We start from the raw sequence: 17,522 nt of genomic DNA, 5'->3' as shown, positions 1-17,522 counted from the left end.
TACGGCGATGCTGACGTGCAAACGATCAGCATCGAAGCCCTCTGCTAGTTCACCGACGAACACGCGCAACGAAGCGCGAGATGGGTTGAACCGTGACGACACTCCGCAGAACCACCCCACGCACCAGACGGCCCCGTGCGCGCCTGGCAGCCGCCCTGCTGGCCCTGACCCTCCTGCCGTTCACCGCCGTCGCGAGCAGCGCCCCCGCCGCAGCGGCTACCTCCCAGTTCCGCGGCATGAACTGGGCGGTCGCCGGCGACAACTTCTCGACGAGCCCGCTGGTGCTCGACGGGCTCTCGTCGTCGGACAGCTACGACACCGTGCGGGCCAAGGCCAACGCGCTCTACGACGACATGGGCTCGACGCTCGGCGTCAACACCGTCCGCCTCCCCGTCAACACCCACACGGTCGGCACCGCCTGGTGGGGCGCCTACCGCGGCACGATCGACGCGGCCACGGCCCGCGGGTGGAAGGTCATCCTCGCGTACTGGGAGGACGGCGCCGCCTCCGGCGGCAGGGTCACGAACACCGGCGCATGGCACTCCATGTGGAACACGGTCCTGTCGCAGTACGCCTCGAACAGCCTCGTCTACTTCGAGCCGATGAACGAGCCGCACGGCTACTCGTCGTCCGCATGGCGTGACACAGCCGCTGGCTGGCTCAGCTCGCACAGCAACGCCCCGCAAGGCCGGGTCCTGATCGGTGGCACCGGCTTCAGCCAGGACCTGCGCGACGTCTGCAACGACTCGCGCTTCAACAACACGCTGCTTTCGTTCCACACGTATACGTTCATGTACGGCGCGATGACCTACGACGCGTGGAGGTCGCACATCACGACCCGCCTGGGGAACTGTGCGTCGCGTGCCATCGTGACCGAGTTCGGCTCCGCGATGAACAGCGGCCTGAACTACAACGACAGCGGCAGCACCCACAACATGGTCCGCTACCTGCGGGCGGTCGCGCAGGTCATGCGCGACAACTCCATGGGTGGCACCTACTGGCCGGCCACAGGCGGCAAGCAGGGCAACATCGGCTACGACTGGTACTCCATGTACATCAAGAGCGGCAGCGGTACGGCGCTCGACATGACGATCCGCAACTACTCGGGCGCCAACCAGTACCGGTACGCCATGGGCGACAACGTGAACCCCAGCGGCGGCACCGGCTCCGGGTCCCGCGTCGGCACGATCGCCGCCAAGCACTCCGGCAAGTGCATGGACGTCGTCGCCGTCTCGATGGCGAACGGGGCCGAAGTCTCCCAGTACACCTGCGGCACCGGGACGAACCAGCGCATCGCGCTGAACGACCTCGGCAACGGCTACTACCACCTCGTCGCCCAGCACTCGGGCAAGTGCATCGAGGTTCCCGGCGGGTCCACGGCCGACGGCGCGAGCATCACGCAGTACACCTGCAACGCGGGCAACAACCAGCAGTGGCAGCGCATCAGCGTGGGCAGCGACCACCAGTTCATGAACCGGAACTCGGGCAAGTGCATCGAGGTCCCGGGCGCGTCCACCGCCAACAGCGCCCGCCTGAAGCAGTACACCTGCAACACCAGCAGCACCAACCAGGTCTGGACGATCACGACCTCGTGATCCCTGCCTGACGCCATGCCGGCGGCGGGCGAGGCCCCGACCTCGCCCGCCGCTGCGCGGCGTTGACCCTCGACCCGGTCGACCCCTCAGGGTCACGGGCATGTCTACTCCGCTCCCCCGCGCCTGGCTCGTCTTCCTCGCCGCGAGCACCCTCAGCCAGCTCGCCAGCTCGGTCCTCTGGTTCGCCCTCGGCTTGGCGGCCGCATCACACGGCGGCCAGGTAGCGGCGCTCGTCCTGACGGCGTCCGGCCTGCCTCGCCTGCTCCTGGTGCTGGTGGGCGGCTCCGTCGCCGACCGCGTCGGTGCCCGGCGGCTGCTCCTGTGCACCGAGTCAGCCATGGTCATGGTCTGTCTCGCCCTCGCTGCCGGCCTGCAAGCCACCGGTCCGACGCCGTGGCTGCTCGCCGCCGCGGGCCTGGCATCCGGTGTGGTCTCGGCGTTCTCCCTGCCCGCCCTGGGCTCGATGCCCCGCCGCCTGGTGGACGACGTCGCGCTCCCCCGCGCGATGGCCCTGCGTCAGAGCCTGAGCCAGGCCGTGCTGCTTGCCGGTGCACCGCTCGGCGGCATCCTGGTCGTCACGGTGGGGCTGCCCGTGATCGCGGTCGCGGGCGCCGTGGGCTTCGCCGCCGTCCTGGCCGTCCTGGCGGTCATCCGGCCCCGGCGCGACATCGGCCCGTCCGCGGAGCCGTTCTGGCGCTCCCTGTCCGACGGCGCCCGCGTGGTCGCCCGGACGCGCGGCCTGGTGGGCGCGCTCGGGCTGACCGGGGCCGTGGCGGCCGTCGTGCTGCCGGTGTCGTCGCTGCTCGTGCCGCTGCTCGGGCAGGCATCCGGGTGGGGCGCGGGGGCGACGGGAGTGGTGGTCGCCGCTCAGGCGGCTGGGTCGATCGGCGCCGCGCTCGTCGTGTCCCGGACCGGGACGGCACGGCGGACCGGGCAAGCCGTGGCGCTGGGGCTGGCCGCGGCGTCCGGAGGTGTGGCGCTGGTCGCGGCCGCAGGCGGGGGCGCGCTTGGTCAGGCTGCCGGCGCGGCCGTCGTCGTCGGGGCGGGAACGGGCGTCGCCGTCGCGCACCTGGGGCCGTTCGTACTGGGCAGTGCACCCCGCACTCACCTGGCGCGGGTCCAGGCGTGGACCGCACTGGCGCAGCTCGCCCCGGTCGTGGTGTCCGCCAACCTGCTCGGCGTCCTCGCCGAGCAGGTTTCCCCGGGGGCCGCCCTGTGCTGCTGCGCCACCGTGCTCGGGGTGTGTGCCGTGGCAGCCACCCGACTGCGTGCGGCGGCGTCGTGACCCGGCTGGACCCTCGACCCTGTCGAGGGTCCATGCTGTACCCGTGCACCACGTATCGATGCTGACCGTCGGCGCGTTCTCGCGCGCCTCGGGTCTACCCGTCAGCGCCCTGCGCTACTACGACGCCGCGGGCCTGCTCCGGCCGGCGCACGTGGACCCGGCGACCGGCTACCGCCGGTACGCGCCGGACCAGGTCGCACGAGCCCGGCTCGTCGCCCAGGTCCGCCGGACCGGCATGCCGGTGGCCGACATCGGCCGCGTCATCACCGCCGACCCCGTCACCGCCCGCCGGGTCGTCGACGCGCACCAGCGCCGGCTGGAGGCCGAGCTCGCCACGGCGACCGCCCACCTCACCGACGTGCGAGAGCTCCTGGCGGCAACCACCAGCCTCACGGTCGACGCCGCCGAGCTGCGCGCCGCGCTCCGTTCCGTCCGGCACGCCGTCGCGGACCACTCCGGCTGGCCGGCCCTGCGCGGCGTGCTGTTCGACGTCGGCGACGGCACCCTCCGGCTCGTCGCCACCGACCGTCACCGGCTGGCCGTCAGTGCCTTGCCGGTGACAGGCGTGGAGGGCCCACCGGTGCGCGTCATCGTGCCGGTCCCGGTCGTGGACGTATTCCTGGACAGCGCGGAAGCGGCACGGGTCGACATCTCCCTGGCCGCGGACCACGTCGCGCTCCACGGCCGGGCAGCCACGCCGATCGACGCCGTCTACCCCGACTACCGGGCGGTCCTCGCCGTGCACGGGTCCCGGAGCACACGGGCGCAGCCGTCATCGATCCCCTCCGGCATCACCGTGACGGCCCCTGAACTCCTGGAACAGGTCACGCGGGACGAGGCCAGGAGCGGACCCCACGCCGGGCCGCGCACCGACCTGGTCCGCCTCGGTCTCGACCCCACCGAGCTTCGCATCGGTGACGAGCCCGGCACGGTCGCCTTCGACCGCGAGTACCTCGCCGACGCCGTCCGCTCGTTCGGCGACGCCGACCTGCTGCTGACCGTCGGCGAGCGCGACGCCCTCCGCCTCGCCGCTGCGCATGGACCTGACGCCGTCGTGCTCCTCATGCCGGTGCGGCCCAAGGCCGCCTGAGTCGGCTCTTCAGTACAGGATGGACGCCTGCCCGCGCGGCCAGGCGAGAGTGGCGTAGATCTGGACCATCGCCGCCTGCTCCAGCAGCTCGGTGTGCTCGTCCCCTGCGTTGAACAGCCCGGTCGCGCGGTCACGCTCGGTGCGCCACTGGTGGTCGGCGTAGTCCGCCATGGCGTTCCGGTACTTCGTGCCTCCGGTCACGGACTCCAGCAGCAGGAGGTTCTTGAACCAGATGGAGTTGAAGAACATCGGCTGGCCGTCAAGCCGCCCCTCGGTGACGTAGAAGCGGTAGGACGCCGCCGCGATCGCCTTCGCCTTCTTCAGGTAGCGCTTGTCGCCGGTCGCCTCGTACAGCAGGGTGTAGGTGCCAACGGGGACGCCCTGGTTGTACGACCACTGCGTGCGGTCGATCGACCCGTCGAGCTTGATGTTGTCCCAGTAGAGGCCGTTCGGCGCGAGCAGGTGCTCGTCGGTCCACCCCACCATCCGCTGCGCCCAGTCGAGGTAGTGCCGCTCCCCCGTGATCATGTACAGGCGGGTGGCGAGCTGCGCGCCGGGCATCGTGGAGACGGTGTTGCGGTCGGTGCTCCAGTCGGCCTGGGTCCAGAACACACCGCCGGGCGCCGGGTGCGACGGGTCGGTGTCCCACCCGGAGACCACGAGCTCGAAGATCTCCTCGGCACGTCTCAGGGCTGCCTCGTCGTCGGTCGCCAGATACTGCTGCACCTTGGCGAGCGCGACCCACTCGTTGTCGTCGTAGAACATGTCGCCGCCGTCGCCGTACGGGGCGCGCGGGTAGGAGTCGTAGCCGGGCAGCCCGGTGGTGCCGCCGTCGGCGTTCCAGAAGTGCTCCTGTCCGCGGGCGTCGTCCGCGAGGTCGTCCTCGAACGATCGTCCCAGGGCACCGGGCAGCCCGGTGAGGTCGAGCGTCGCGACGTGTGCCTGGGAGTGCGGCCACTCGAACGAGTAGGGGCGGTCCTCCGCCCCGCTCGGGTACCGCTCGCGGTAGAGGCCTGAACCGTCGTCCGCGGCCATGTACTCCTGCATCGCGTCGTACGACGCGACCGCCCGCAGCACCTGCGTGCGCTGCGACACCGCCGCGGCGTCGACGTCCCGCGCTCCGGCAGGGGCAGCCGCTCCCAGCACGCAGGTCAGCGCGACGAAAGTGGCGGCAACTCTGGTGAACCTCATCGTTCGCTCCTTCGCTCGGAGGCGTTGTCAGCGCTGTCATTCCTACCAACAAAATGCCCCGTCGTCATCGTCGACTCCGGGTGGCCCGCAGCGCCCTGAACACCTGGCCGACATGGTAGGGGCACGGCACGACGTGGTCTACTGAACTGATGCGGACAACTGCCCGAGCCCTTCTGCCCATCTCCCTGTTCGGCCTGACTCTGGCCCTCGCAGGATGTTCACCAGAGGCCGGCGGCGACAGCCCCGCATCTGAGTCGACACCGACTTCCGAGACCACAGCACCGACGGCAGAGCCCACCCAGGAGGAGACGGCTCCCGCGTCGTCCGAGTCCACCGCGGACGCCACGTTGATCGACGGCAGCCAGGAGGTGGAGATCGAGTCGTACGCCGGCACCTATCTCGCACCCACCGTCGAGGGCGGGGTGGCGTTGGTTCCCGATCCGGCAGCCAACGAGGTGCCTGCGCAGTGGACCATCGGTCCTGCGGAGGCCGGCGGGGAAGACTTCCAGCTCACGACCGTCGCGCTCACCGACGGCGAGCCGATGTGTCTGACGGTGCCGGCCGACGGCGACCCATCGCTTGCCACCTGTGATGCCGACGACGCGAGCCAGGTGTTCAGCGTGACCACGCTCGACCGCGCCGACCAGGTGTCCGTGAGCAACGAGGCGGGGTATCTCGGCGTCGACGCCGAGGGCGGATCACTCACGGTGAGTCCCACGGGCGAAGGGGTGGACACCACGTTCACGCTCCTCACGTCCTAGCTTCCACGCCGCGTACCTGCGGATGGGTGGTCAGGTGACGTCGGCCCGTGCTCCGCACGTGGACCCGGCAGCGACGACCAGCTCGACGAGAACGGGTCCCGGACCACCCCTCCCCCGAGTGCGACCGACGTTGCCGTCGACAATCCCACCTCCCGCCTCTCAGAGGACCAGGCCGTGACCCGAGCAGCACCATTGGTCATGACCCACGGAAGACCGGCGTACAGTCCAGGAAGGAACTGACCTCGGTTCCCCAATGATGGGAATCACGATCTCCGACGCCGCCCAGCCCTCCCCCGCCGCCCCGACCACGTCGTCGAGCGGCTCATCACAGAGCGGCGACCTCCTCACCCTCGGGCTGCTCGCGAACTCCTCGATGGAGAACGAGCGACGGCTGCCGATACACCCCCACCACCTCGACCGGATCGACCCGGACCTGCGCGCGCGGATGGTCGTCGAGCGCGGCTACGGCGCCGACTTCCGGCTGGAACCCGGCTACCTCGAGTCGCGCGTGGGCCGGGTCGCGGAACGCTCCGAGGTGCTCCGGTCCGCGGACGTCCTGCTGCTGCCCAAGCCGCAGGCGGCCGACGTCGAGGCGATCCCCGAGGGCCGCGTCCTGTGGGGTTGGCCGCACTGCGTGCAGGACGCCGGAATGACGCAGACGGCGATCGACAGCCGGCTCACGCTGATCGCCTTCGAGGCGATGAACCACTGGACCCGTGGGGGCGACTTCAGCCTGCACGTCTTCCACAAGAACAACGAGCTCGCGGGCTACTGCTCCGTGCTGCACGCGTTGAGCCTGGTCGGCTCGACCGGTGACTACGGGCCGCGGCTCAGCGCGGTCGTCATCGGTTTCGGCGCCACGGCACGCGGCGCCGTGACCGCGCTCAAGGCGCACGGGATCCATGACATCCAGGTCCTCACGCAGCGTGGTGTCGCGGCGGTCGGCTCCCCGATCCACACCGCACACATCACCCAGCTCAACACCGACGACGGCCCGACCCACCTCAGCGAGGTGCTCACGAAGGCCGGCAACGTCCTGCTCCCGGAGTTCCTGGCGTCGCACGACATCGTCGTCAACTGCACGCTGCAGGACGTCGCCGCGCCGCTGACCTACCTGCGGACCGAGGACCTGGAGCGCTTCACCGCAGGCGGGCTGATCATCGACGTCTCGTGCGACGAGGGCATGGGCTTCGACTGGGCGAGGCCCACCACGTTCGACGAGCCGATGTTCAAGGTCGGCCGGGACGTGGACTACTACGCCGTCGACCACAGTCCTTCGTACCTCTGGAACTCAGCCACCTGGGAGATCAGCGAGGCGACCCTGCCGTTCCTGCGCACGGTCATGGAAGGCCCGGCCGCGTGGGCGAAGGACCTCACCATCTCCCGCGCGATCGAGATCCACGACGGCGTGATCCAGAACCCGAGCATCCTGAGCTTTCAGGATCGCGAGCCGGCCTACCCGCACCCTCGGGCTGCATAGCCGGCGACATGAGCTCACGTGTGCTGTACGTCGTCGTAGCCGGTGCCGGCGCGATCCGGCACGTACCAACGCGGCTTCTGCCACTGGCTCTCGAACGGGGCTGGGACGTGCACGTTCTCGCCACCGAACAGGCGGCGCGCAGCTTCCCCGAGGCGGTGGCGCAGCTCGCCGCGGTCCTGGGCCGCCCGGTGCGGACCGACTTCCACACCGCTGTCGGGTACTCGCTCCCGGACCCGGACGCCGTGATCGTGGCCCCGGCCACCTACAACACGGTCACGAAGTGGGCGCTCGGTATCGCGGACACCTATGTCCTGACGCGCCTGGCCGAACAGGTCGGCCGCGACGTCCCCATCACCGTCGGGCCCTACGTCAACGCCAGGTTCGCCAACCACCCGACCTACCAGGGAAGCCTGGCCACCCTCAAGGAGTGGGGCGTGCACGTCGTGATCGGCCCGAGCGAGCCGCACGAGTCGGGCGACGACGCAGCGGACGACTTCCCGTGGGCGGAGATCCTCGACACGCTCCCGCCCGCGAGCGCGTAGGCCAGACCCCCGACCGCAAGAGCTCCCGCACGTGTCAGACGGTGGGCGTCGGCGAGCGCTCCTTGCCACGGCAGGCATGCTGTACGCATGCCGAAGACCTTGCCCTCTGGCCCCACCGTGATCAGCGACGACAGCGAGGTGCGCTTCGTCTCCGGGGCCCACCAGTTCGCGCTCAAGCTCAAGGACGGGCACCTGCACGTGCGCGCCATCAACACCGACGGCGACGAGGCCCAGCTCGCCGTCCTCCCGACGTCGCGCAGCACCGTGAACCTGCAGATCGAGCATCCGGTCGCGCACGGGCCGGTGGACGTCGACGGCCCGACGTTGCGCGTCTCCTGAAGTTAATCCCGACTTCACCTGCTGCGGACAGGCCGAGAACTCGGCTTCCGTCGTAGGCTCCGCTCAGGGTAGAGGCCTGGGTTTCCGGCTCGGGTCGGGACCCGGATCCGGGGCTGGGCCCGGACTCGGGTTGGAACCGGACCCGAGCTGGGGCTCGGGCTCCGGTTCCATGGGCGAAGCAGCCCAGAGCCCCACCAACGCTGTGGCACAAGAACGGCCAGTTCGACGCCCCGTCTCTCCTGAACCGCCGACCCGCCTCGTCGCACCAGTGCACTAGCTCGTGGAGCAGACCGCGCTCAGCGGGATCGATCGCCTCGCGGACCGCGTCGGTGTCGCCGGAGCGGACCCATGCGCTGTTGGCATGTCGATAGTGGTGGCCGCGGCGGCGAGCAAGCTCGCCACATGCTCGAGCAGACCACCTGGGACCGGCGCGCTGACCACGACCATGCCGTCGACCCGCCCAGCCATGTGAAGCACTCGCATCCTGAAATCGGTGGACCAGGCCATCGCCACCGTGCTGGCGAGCCTCGTTCCCCTCCGCGAACTCAGGCCCCGCACACCACCGCCCCGAAGTATGTCTCGCCCAGCACGACCATCGCGCCCGATTCTGCGTCGATCAACGTGGTCACCGTCTCACCCTAACCACATTAGGTGCACGACTGGATGACCGACGGCCCCTCAAACGGCGATCGTGCTCAACAACAAGTCCCGCTGCACCGAGAACCACACTCTGGACAGCCGACCTACCGGTCCGTCTCCACGAACTCGAGACCATCCGGCAGCTCAAACCCCAATGCCTTCAGCCGTTCACACACATCAACTGCCAACATTCCCGTCTCAGCGATGACGCGCACGACGTCCATGAGACGCAACTGGTTTCCCGTGCGTTTATCTTCGCGTTCGAGCAGGCTATGCAGCATGAGCAGGTCGCCGCTATCGATCTTATAAAGTCCTTGCCAGATAGACGGCACCCTATAGCCAAGTTCGGCCAGTCGCGCCGCAATAAACTCCACTGTAAAACCCCTGGACACGCCGCGAACAAAATGCCTTAGAGGCACGACGTCATCAGGGTCGAGCAAAGAACCACGATCTAGACCATTACTCAATAGCACTTTGTCGGCGGCGCCCAGGTCGATCCCCTGTGGCAATGTAGGCGTCGCATAACCGAGTTCGTCCAGACGCGCGACCACATCCTCCGGCAAGAGATCGCATTGAAGTGCCGCCTGCACAATGCGAGCGAGCGGCACTCCCTTGCTTCTGGCCAGCCATGCCGATTCCTCCATGGCCGACGGCAGGATCTCGTCGTCGTTGACGTGCACACGTAGGCCACTTGGAATCGGCGGCACATCGAAACCGAGTTTCGTAAGGCGCTGGGCAACATCCGCGACTCGCATCTCGGTGGTCGACGCGATGCTCACCACTCTACCAAGCGTCACCTGAGCGGTCCGGACCCAATGCACCTCTAGTATCGCCCGGTCCGCTTGATCGATTTCAAAACCGTCAGGCAAGACCATTGTTGGGTACCCTAGAAGTGCCAACTTCTCGACGATTTCGGAGGCAGTTCGCCCCGTTTGTGCGGCAGCGCGGGCGACCTGATCGAGACGAACATCCATTCGCGGGTCAAACAAGTCTAATAGCGTGCCGAAAACTATGAGGTCATCGCGACTAGCAGCCGATACCGGCGCCGGGATCTCCGGGATACAGAACCCAAAACGGGCAAATCGGCTCACGGCTTCATTAAGACCTAGATCCGATCCAATCGCAGAGTCCACAAGATCGTCAATTGTGAGCGGGTAGAGATTCAGCAAGCTGGACCGAACTCGATCAATCCGCCATAGCAATAGCTCCACGTCCGCCGCATCGAAAGATGGAACCACCGGCGCTGCGCGAGAAACGTCCCAGCCGACGGCACGGAATCGGTCCATGGCTGTCGCATACGGGATCTCTGCTTCCCACGCTCGCTTCATTACATCCTCGGTCCGCAGAACATCTGGAACGTCCCGGATATAATCAATATCCGGGTCATTCCCTCTCTCGCGCCCCAGGCCGAATAGGAACACATCACTTGGTCGGGCGACTAGAATCGGGCGTCGGTCAGACAGCCGTAGGCCCGGCACCATACCGGCCTCGATCCAAGCTCGTGCCCGCCACTCGACAACGCGAGCATCCATATCCTCGACTTGTGATACCGCCTTGCTGAGTGAAGGCATCGCTTTGCGAAATCGCGACTGACCGTATTGGAAAGTCGCCTCGAGTCCGAAACACCCGACAGTTCGAATATCGACCTCTTGATTGAATAACATCCACGATGCACACTCGGAGAGCGCACGCTCGAAGATCGCATCAGCGACCCTGGGCCGGGATCGCGTCACCTCACCGACCCACCCATTACTGAGAATTTCTCGAGCCCCATTGAACAATGTGTCGATATCACCGATGAGGACCTGGTCGATAATGTCGTTGACGGCATCGTGGTCACGCGCCCTGTTGCGATCGACACTAAGCGCAGGCGCCAACTCACCGGTTAAGTTCACGACAGCGCCACTCACGACATGGTCGAACCACACACCGTCTCGCAGCGCCCAGCCAATTCCATTACACCACCAGACAAACTGAGATTTTTCTTGCACTATCTGAAGGTTTCTTTTGCGTTCGACGTTGCCCGTCGTATCGCTTGCCCGAATATCGGCCTTGTCGGCACCGATCGGCGCAACTTCGGAAAGTGCACCTGCACGGAGAAGATGATGCTCCTTGCTCGGGGCCGCTTCAAGCATTACGTCGAAATCGCTGCACCAAACCCAGCGACGCAGCACTTTAGTGTATGGTTCGACGTCAACAAGTGGCTTCAGGTATAGACGTACCGTTGTCCCTGCGCCCGCTCGAGTCGCCTTGGAAATCCGGAACAAGGCGCCGGGACCGCGGATGTTCACTCGAAGCGCTGACCCAGTCTGACCGTCCCGCTCATATCTACTGGTCGTGACCTCGATTTCCTCGGCGACCATAAAGTAAGAGAAAACGCCGATACCGAACATGCTGTTGGGAGTTGACGTTATCCCCTCAGTCTCCCAGGCCGCCTGTTCCTCAAGGTACTCTTGAGATGTAGCAAAACGCCCGCCACCCCTACCGAAATACTGCTCAAGTTCGCGTTCGCCCAGGCCCACTCCATCGTCTTGGCATTCAACGTACTTGCGACCACCCTCAACACCGTCGCGGAATACAATTCGAATCCTGGGCTCGTGGCTTGTGCCATTTTTTCGGTTCAGGTACGCGATGCGCTTAGCGCGATGCCGACAGGCATCAAGAGCGTTCTGGTAAAGTTCACGAAACGCTATTCCCGCGTGTTGATAGAGTTCAGCACCCATGAGCAGCTCACGGACGCGCTCTTCGTCGAGAGTGAAGCGCATTTCGACCGGATCGAACGACCCATCTTCGGTCTCTGCAGGTTGAGCGGATATCGATGTGAACCTGGCGGGTAGAACATCTCCAATGGGGAACCGTTCGCCTTGGTCGCGCGATGACGCCCTCATCACGTAATCGTCCAGGGCGCCGCAGTGCGCGCGAAAGACCGCCAATGCCTCGGGCGACTCGCAGCTGACAACCATCTCGTAGACGCGCGGACCGCCGTCGCCGGGAGCCAGCCGCCACCGAACCCTGTGACGCACTATCTCAGCAGGTCCGAACGAGTCTCCCGCCGCGACATGGGCCAGGATCCGGGAGGCCTTAATCGGATCGATTGCCATCTGCTGCGACACTACCAACACCTTGATAATGGATTCACCCCGGTGTTCCCAACGCATGTCCCAAGGCAGAGAAGAGGCCTGAAGGCGGCGCGGATCCGGTTCGACCACCAGTGGAATTAAGTGATATCGCAGAAGCGCATACAGATCTTCTGGAGCGATTCCGAAGCCGTCCAGTGGCGCTGAATCAGCCATTTCATCGCTGATGACACGAAGAACGCACGCAGGTTCATTGCGCTTGAGTTCTTGCTCGGCCGCCCATCGTCGCTTCAACCACCACCTCAGCGTCGTGGCAGCATCGGCATGCTTCGGATCACTTTCGAGCCCCTGCGTTCGCTGGACCGTCTGCTCGTATTTCTTTCGAAAAGCTCGTACCGCCGCATCAGCGCCCGGCTCCTCCGCAAAAAGGTCCGGGACTTGTGCCAGCGAGCGATCCCACCAGACCGCGTACACGAATGGCATGACGGCGAGTGCGAACGTCTCAGTGGGCGATAGTTCCAGCTGGGTGCTAGTGGAGGCGAGCAACTCGGCGGTCTGCTCACTCATCCGCTTAGCGAAATCCTCGGATCGCCATGGATCTTGGTCCGCGGGTGATAACGAAGTTCTGTCAACCGAAGTTCGGGCCGAGTGGTCGGTCGCAAGGAGCTCGATGATCGGACGCAACACTTCGCGATGACCTGAAGTAGTCGACTGTGACGCGTCGAGGACGTTCTTCGTGGCTTTTATCCACGCGTTGCGCAGTTCCCTGTCAGGTCCTGGCTGCCACGCCGAGTTGCGCACGACCGGAACGTCGATGTCCTTACTGCCGTTCCACTGAGGCACCTGAAGACCGCTCAGGCTTTCACTGGCAAAGTCGTAAAGGGAGGCAAGCGAAAGATGCTCCGGTGCCGGTTCACCCAACACCCCGGCAACGCCTGATCGCATTCGTTCGATAAGACGGCCGGTAAACGCCGTGTATCCCCAGGCATCGTTGTCGCCCGATGGCTTGTCGAGTGTCGAGGACATGATGGTTGCCCAGCCATCGCCTTTACCAAGTTGAGGGCCGATAGGGCCCAGCTCGGCCGCAGTCCCTGCGAAGCAGCAGTCCAACAGGAGGAATCGGCGTCGCGCCCGCGACCGTCGAATGGCATCTCGCAGCTCGCTGAGGAGCATGCTCTCGTACGTCGGATGCTCCGATGCGCCGTTGACGAGCAACAAATCCGACTCGCCACGCGGCTCGGCATGCCCCGCGTAATAGACGATAAGGACATCATCTGCTTCGCCTGCGGCGTCCTCGACGCGCTGTCCGACTCTGCCAGGACTTTCGTCTAGAAGTTTTGTGACACTTTCAGGGGCGAACACCCCGTCACGACCAGCGAGATGCCTAGCCAGTTCGTGCACGTTGTTCGCGACCGCAGGGAGGTCTGACATTCCAGCCAGTTCGAAGTTTGAGGTGCCGATCAGAACGACCCTGGACCGCAGGGGGTCCACCTGCGCTGGGTCCACCTCAGCCCGCACTGGGGGCACCCGACTGTGAGCCCTCCGTTCCCTCAACAGGTGCGGCCGACCCGTTGAGATCGCTAGCTGCACCGATACCCGGGACCAGTGCCCGCACAGCCACCTCCAACTGCTCAGGCGTCAAGTCCCCTGTGATTTCGGCCTTTCCGAGGGGGCCAGTCAGGGTGAACCGACAGGTCGGCTGCTTGGCACCGCGGTAGCGATCCACAACCTCGAGGATCCCCATGACGAATCCAGGAAGCGCGAGAATGGTTGGCACGAGGAATACGATCGCATCAGCAATCCCACCGCTCATCTCGCCAGGACGTGTCGGTCGCTCATGAAGTAGCGCATGGGCGTCTATGTGAAGGCTAGGTCGCGCTTCGACGGCCTTGTAGAGCCCCCGCGTATGGCGACCGCTCTCGTCGCCCTCTAGGGCCAGGGTGAATCGCATGTTCTCCACGCCGTAAAGCCTCCCTTTGCCCAGTGTGTCCTGCCCGGATAGTAGTTGACGGCGACATCCCGCGGCCAGAGAACATCGTCGAGGCCGCACTCAAGATGTGGTGGCCAGAGCAGATGCCCAAGGCGCGGGCAACCCTCCGACAGCTCGGGCCGCGCGCCCAGCCTGCTTTCTACTCACCACGTCCGGAGGTGCTGCCCCAGCTGAGTCATCCAGTTCGGGCCGAGCCGTCGGCACAGCTCGACGAGCACCAGCGCGCACTGCCGCGCGTCCGCTCCGGCGTCGTGGTGGTTGTGCGCTGCGATGTTCAGCGCCCGCGAGACGTCGGGCAGCTTGTAGGACGGGAGGTCCAGCACGGACCGCGCGGTGTCGCGCGTGCACAGCCACTGCGACCGCGGCACCGAGATCCCGTGCACAGCGCTCGCCTGTGTCAGCACCGAGCGGTCGAAGGACGCGTTGTGCGCGACGAAAGCGTCCCCGCCGGCGAACTCCGCGATCTTCGGGTAGACGACGTCCCAGGTCGGCGCGCCCATCACGTCCCATGCGGTGATCCCGTGGACCGCCACGTTGAAGCTGCCGAACGACTCATGCCCGGGCGGCGGCTGGACCAGCGTCTCCAGCGTGTCCACGACGACGCCGTCCCGGACCTTGACGACCCCGACAGCACAGACCGAGGCCCGCTTCGGGTTGGCGGTCTCGAAGTCGATCGCGGTGAACGACAGGCCAGGGAGCGCGGCGTGGGGCATGCCGGGCAGAGTAGAACGGCTCGGGCGCGACGCCGGTCAGGCGCGCCAGGGCCCCGGGGCTCGTCATGCGGGGTCACGCGGGCCGCGGCGCCATGGCGCGGGCCAGCACCCCGTGCCGTGGTGCGAGCAGCCAGGCCAGAAGGAAGACGGCGGTCGCGACGAGCACGATCGTGCCGCCGACCGGCAGGTCGAGGCTCCACGACAGGTACAGGCCCACCAGCGCCGACCCGCCCCCGATGGTCGGGCCGAGCAGCATCATCGGGCCGAGCCGGTCGGTCAGGAGCCGGGCCGCGGCGGCGGGCGTCACCAGCAGCGCCAGGACCAGCACGTTGCCGATGGTCTGCACCGAGATCACGATGGCGGCCGCGACGACCACGTAGAGCAGCAGGTCGAGCCGGAGCACGGGCAGCCCGAGTGCTCGGGCCGTCTCCCGGTCCAGGCTGACCGCGACCAGCTCCTTGTGGAAGGCGAACAGCACCGCCATCAGCACCAGCCCGACCACCAGCGCGATCAGCACGTTCTCGTCGGGGATGCCGACGATGGACCCGAACAGGAAGTCCTGCAGCGACCCCGCGTACCCCGGGGCTGCCGAGATGATCACTATCCCGAGCGCGAACGCGGCGACGAAGAAGACACCGATCACCGAGTCCTCGCGCAGCCGGCGGTTCTGGGAGAACAGCGCGACCAGGAGCGCCGTCGTGATGCCCGCGACGGCGCCGCCGAGCACGAGCGAGCCCTGCAGCACGAAGGCGATCGCGAGGCCGGGGAACACGGCGTGCGCGACGGCGTCGCCGATGAAGGCCATGCCGCGCAGCACCACATGCGTGCCGACGACGCCGCACACCACGCTGGAGAGCACCGCCATGAGGAGCGCCTTGGGCAGGAACGCGAGGTCGGGGTTGAGCAGGTCACCCACGAAGTCGACTGGCGAGATCACGCGCGGTCACCCCCGTCCGGCGCACCGTTCGCCGCGCCGTCCGACCGGCCCTGTGCGACCTGCGCGATCGCCGTGAGCAGCGGTGACCCGGCCGAGACGCCGAACGCCGTCATCCACGGCTCCGGCCCGGCCAGCTCGGCGGGCGTACCCGACGCGACCACCGTCCGGTTCAGCAGGCACAGCCGGTCGCACGCGTGGACCGCGCCCACGAGGTCGTGGTTCGTCATGATCACTGCTCGTTCCTCGTCCGCGAGCTCGCGGAACAGCTCGGTCAGGTGTTCCTGCGTGGGTACGTCCAGGCCGGTGAACGGCTCGTCCAGCAGGAGGATCCGCGGATCGAGGGCCAGCGCCCGGGCCACCAGGACCCGTTGCCGCTGCCCGCCCGAGAGCTCGCCGACCGGCCGGGTCCGCAGGTGCGTCATCTCCACGCGGTCCAGCGCGCGGCGTACCGCCCGGTAGTCGTCAGTACCGGCGCCGCGCAGCCAGCCGATCCGCGCGACCCGCCCGGTCAGCACCGCCTCCTCGACGGTGACGGGAAAGTCCCACGCGAACTCGTGGCGCTGCGGCACGTAGCCGATGGACCGCGTCGCGCGTGCCGACCGGGAGCGCGCCCGGCCCGTGCCGACGTCCTGGCCGACAACGCTGATCCGGCCGGACGACGGCACCAGTCCCAGCACGGCCCGCAGCAACGTCGTCTTGCCCGCCCCGTTCGGGCCGACCAGGCCCAGCAGCTCGCCCTCGGCGACCTCGAGCCGGACGTCCTCCAGCACGGGCCGGCCGCCGAGCGCGACCGCCAGGTCCCGCACCTCCAGCACAGCGGCGGACGCCGGAGTCACCGAGGTGCTCGCGTCGCCCGCGATCGTCGCCGTCATGCCTCGTCCCCCGCGTCCTGGTCGGCGGCGGCTCGCGCCCGGCGGGCGCGCACCACGCGGACGATCAGGACCAGGAGCAGCAGCAGCCCGGCCGCCGCGGCTCCCCAGACCACCGCGTCAGGACCACCGGTGCCCGACGACGACCCGCTCGCCTCCGGCGCGCCTGTCACCTCTACGTCCGTGTCCCCTGCCGGCGACCCGCTCGGCGAGGCGTCGTCCTCGGCCACCGCCGCGAGCGCCTCCGCCGGGTCGGTGTCCTCGCCGACCGCGAACACGAGGGTGCTCGCGTCCTCGGCCCGGGTCCCGTCGCTCAGCTCGGCGAGCATCGTGACGTCGAGGCGGTAGACGCCCGGCTCCGTGAAGACCCAGTTGGCGTGGACGTGAGTGTTGACCTCCATCCACAGCTCCTGCGGCAGGGGTTCGCTCGAGTTCCACAGCACGTTGGGCGGTCCGGTGACGCCCTCCTGCAGGAACACGAACAGTTCGCCAGGGCCGTCCACGCCGTCGAGCCGCAGCGACGCACCCTGCTCCACAACGTCGACGACCTGGGGGTCCTGGGTGTTCCAGCCGAGCCAGACGACGTCGGGCGCCTGCGTCTGCGGCACCACGTGCAGCGGGGTGCCGGGGTCGACGCCGAGGAACTCGTAGTCCGGGCCGTCCGGCGCGGGCAGTACCGCCGCGTCGCCGAGGTGCAGGACCGTGCGCTCGGGGTCGCGCCAGACGGACGGGACCTCCCGGTCGTCGCGGGCGAGCATCGTCCACTCGCCGTCGATGAACCGCGGCCCGACGTCGACGTGCCCGTTGGTCACGACAGCGTCCTCGGTCACCACCTCCTCGTCGGCCTCGACGGTCTGCTGGAGCCCTGAGTCGTCCGGGGCATCGGCCAGGGCGGCCGGCGCGACGCCGAGGGTCAGCCCGGCGAGCAGCGCCGCCGCGTACGCGACCCCCCTGCCGCGCCGCGCGGTCCGGTAGGTCGTCCGCGTGGTCCGGGATGTCAGCCGGGATCTCATG

14 protein-coding genes are annotated in these 17,522 nt (G+C 67.5%); 7 read left to right on the top strand and 7 right to left on the bottom strand.

Annotated features, from left to right (window positions below):
• The first annotated feature begins 92 nt into the window (after window positions 1–92).
• From ACQEVI_RS19525 to ACQEVI_RS19515, 3 genes are all read left to right on the top strand, one after another.
• A complete protein-coding gene (locus ACQEVI_RS19525; protein WP_432901832.1) occupies window positions 93–1,595 on the top strand; it encodes an RICIN domain-containing protein in 1,503 nt (500 codons plus the stop codon).
• Window positions 1,596–1,695: 100 nt separating this feature from the next.
• Entirely contained in the window at window positions 1,696–2,880 is a 1,185-nt protein-coding gene (locus tag ACQEVI_RS19520; RefSeq protein WP_432901830.1) for an MFS transporter, read from the top strand.
• A 43-nt stretch (window positions 2,881–2,923) separates the two neighbouring features.
• Window positions 2,924–3,970, top strand: a complete 1,047-nt coding sequence (locus ACQEVI_RS19515) for a MerR family transcriptional regulator (RefSeq protein WP_432901828.1) — start codon at window positions 2,924–2,926, stop codon at window positions 3,968–3,970.
• Between the two features lie 9 nt (window positions 3,971–3,979).
• Here the strand turns inward: ACQEVI_RS19515 and ACQEVI_RS19510 are convergent, their stop codons facing one another.
• Window positions 3,980–5,161, bottom strand: coding sequence for a glycoside hydrolase family 76 protein (locus ACQEVI_RS19510; RefSeq protein WP_432901826.1), 1,182 nt, complete (start codon window positions 5,159–5,161; stop codon window positions 3,980–3,982).
• Between the two features lie 149 nt (window positions 5,162–5,310).
• Between ACQEVI_RS19510 and ACQEVI_RS19505 the strand changes: the two genes are divergently transcribed.
• The 4 genes from ACQEVI_RS19505 (at window position 5,311) to ACQEVI_RS19490 (ending at window position 8,283) form a co-directional block, all read left to right on the top strand.
• The gene (locus ACQEVI_RS19505) at window positions 5,311–5,922 is read left to right on the top strand and encodes a hypothetical protein (protein ID WP_432901824.1); all 612 of its coding nucleotides are present in this window, start codon (window positions 5,311–5,313) and stop codon (window positions 5,920–5,922) included.
• A 373-nt stretch (window positions 5,923–6,295) separates the two neighbouring features.
• Window positions 6,296–7,402, top strand: coding sequence for a N(5)-(carboxyethyl)ornithine synthase (locus tag ACQEVI_RS19500; RefSeq protein WP_432906018.1), 1,107 nt, complete (start codon window positions 6,296–6,298; stop codon window positions 7,400–7,402).
• 8 nt (window positions 7,403–7,410) lie between these two features.
• A complete protein-coding gene (locus tag ACQEVI_RS19495) occupies window positions 7,411–7,944 on the top strand; it encodes a flavoprotein (RefSeq protein ID WP_432901821.1) in 534 nt (177 codons plus the stop codon).
• Between the two features lie 87 nt (window positions 7,945–8,031).
• Window positions 8,032–8,283 carry a hypothetical protein gene (locus tag ACQEVI_RS19490; protein ID WP_432901820.1) on the top strand — a complete coding sequence of 84 codons (252 nt, stop codon included), beginning with the start codon at window positions 8,032–8,034 and terminating at the stop codon, window positions 8,281–8,283.
• A gap of 743 nt (window positions 8,284–9,026) precedes the next feature.
• Here ACQEVI_RS19490 and ACQEVI_RS19485 read toward each other — a convergent pair.
• The 6 genes from ACQEVI_RS19485 to ACQEVI_RS19460 form a co-directional block, all read right to left on the bottom strand.
• Window positions 9,027–13,490, bottom strand: coding sequence for a caspase, EACC1-associated type (locus tag ACQEVI_RS19485; RefSeq protein WP_432901818.1), 4,464 nt, complete (start codon window positions 13,488–13,490; stop codon window positions 9,027–9,029).
• A gap of 16 nt (window positions 13,491–13,506) precedes the next feature.
• Window positions 13,507–13,959: a hypothetical protein gene (locus ACQEVI_RS19480; RefSeq protein WP_432901816.1), complete on the bottom strand. Its 453-nt coding sequence runs from the start codon at window positions 13,957–13,959 to the stop codon at window positions 13,507–13,509.
• Window positions 13,960–14,132: 173 nt separating this feature from the next.
• The gene (locus ACQEVI_RS19475; protein WP_432901813.1) at window positions 14,133–14,702 is read right to left on the bottom strand and encodes an exonuclease domain-containing protein; all 570 of its coding nucleotides are present in this window, start codon (window positions 14,700–14,702) and stop codon (window positions 14,133–14,135) included.
• Between the two features lie 73 nt (window positions 14,703–14,775).
• Window positions 14,776–15,639: an anchored repeat-type ABC transporter permease subunit gene (locus ACQEVI_RS19470; protein ID WP_432901811.1), complete on the bottom strand. Its 864-nt coding sequence runs from the start codon at window positions 15,637–15,639 to the stop codon at window positions 14,776–14,778.
• On the bottom strand, window positions 15,636–16,511 hold the full coding sequence (locus tag ACQEVI_RS19465) for an anchored repeat-type ABC transporter ATP-binding subunit (RefSeq protein ID WP_432901809.1): 876 nt from the start codon (window positions 16,509–16,511) through the stop codon (window positions 15,636–15,638). The genes ACQEVI_RS19470 and ACQEVI_RS19465 overlap by 4 nt, the downstream gene beginning before the upstream one ends.
• On the bottom strand, window positions 16,508–17,521 hold the full coding sequence (locus ACQEVI_RS19460) for a choice-of-anchor M domain-containing protein (protein WP_432901806.1): 1,014 nt from the start codon (window positions 17,519–17,521) through the stop codon (window positions 16,508–16,510). Before ACQEVI_RS19460 ends, ACQEVI_RS19465 begins: the two co-directional genes overlap by 4 nt.
• Window position 17,522: the final 1 nt, after the last annotated feature.

Source organism: Promicromonospora sp. CA-289599, from assembly GCF_050936155.1.
Classification (GTDB): Bacteria; Actinomycetota; Actinomycetes; order Actinomycetales; family Cellulomonadaceae; genus Promicromonospora.
The sequence above is the reverse complement of the archived record's forward strand: the minus strand, read 5'-3'. Positions and strand labels throughout refer to the sequence as shown.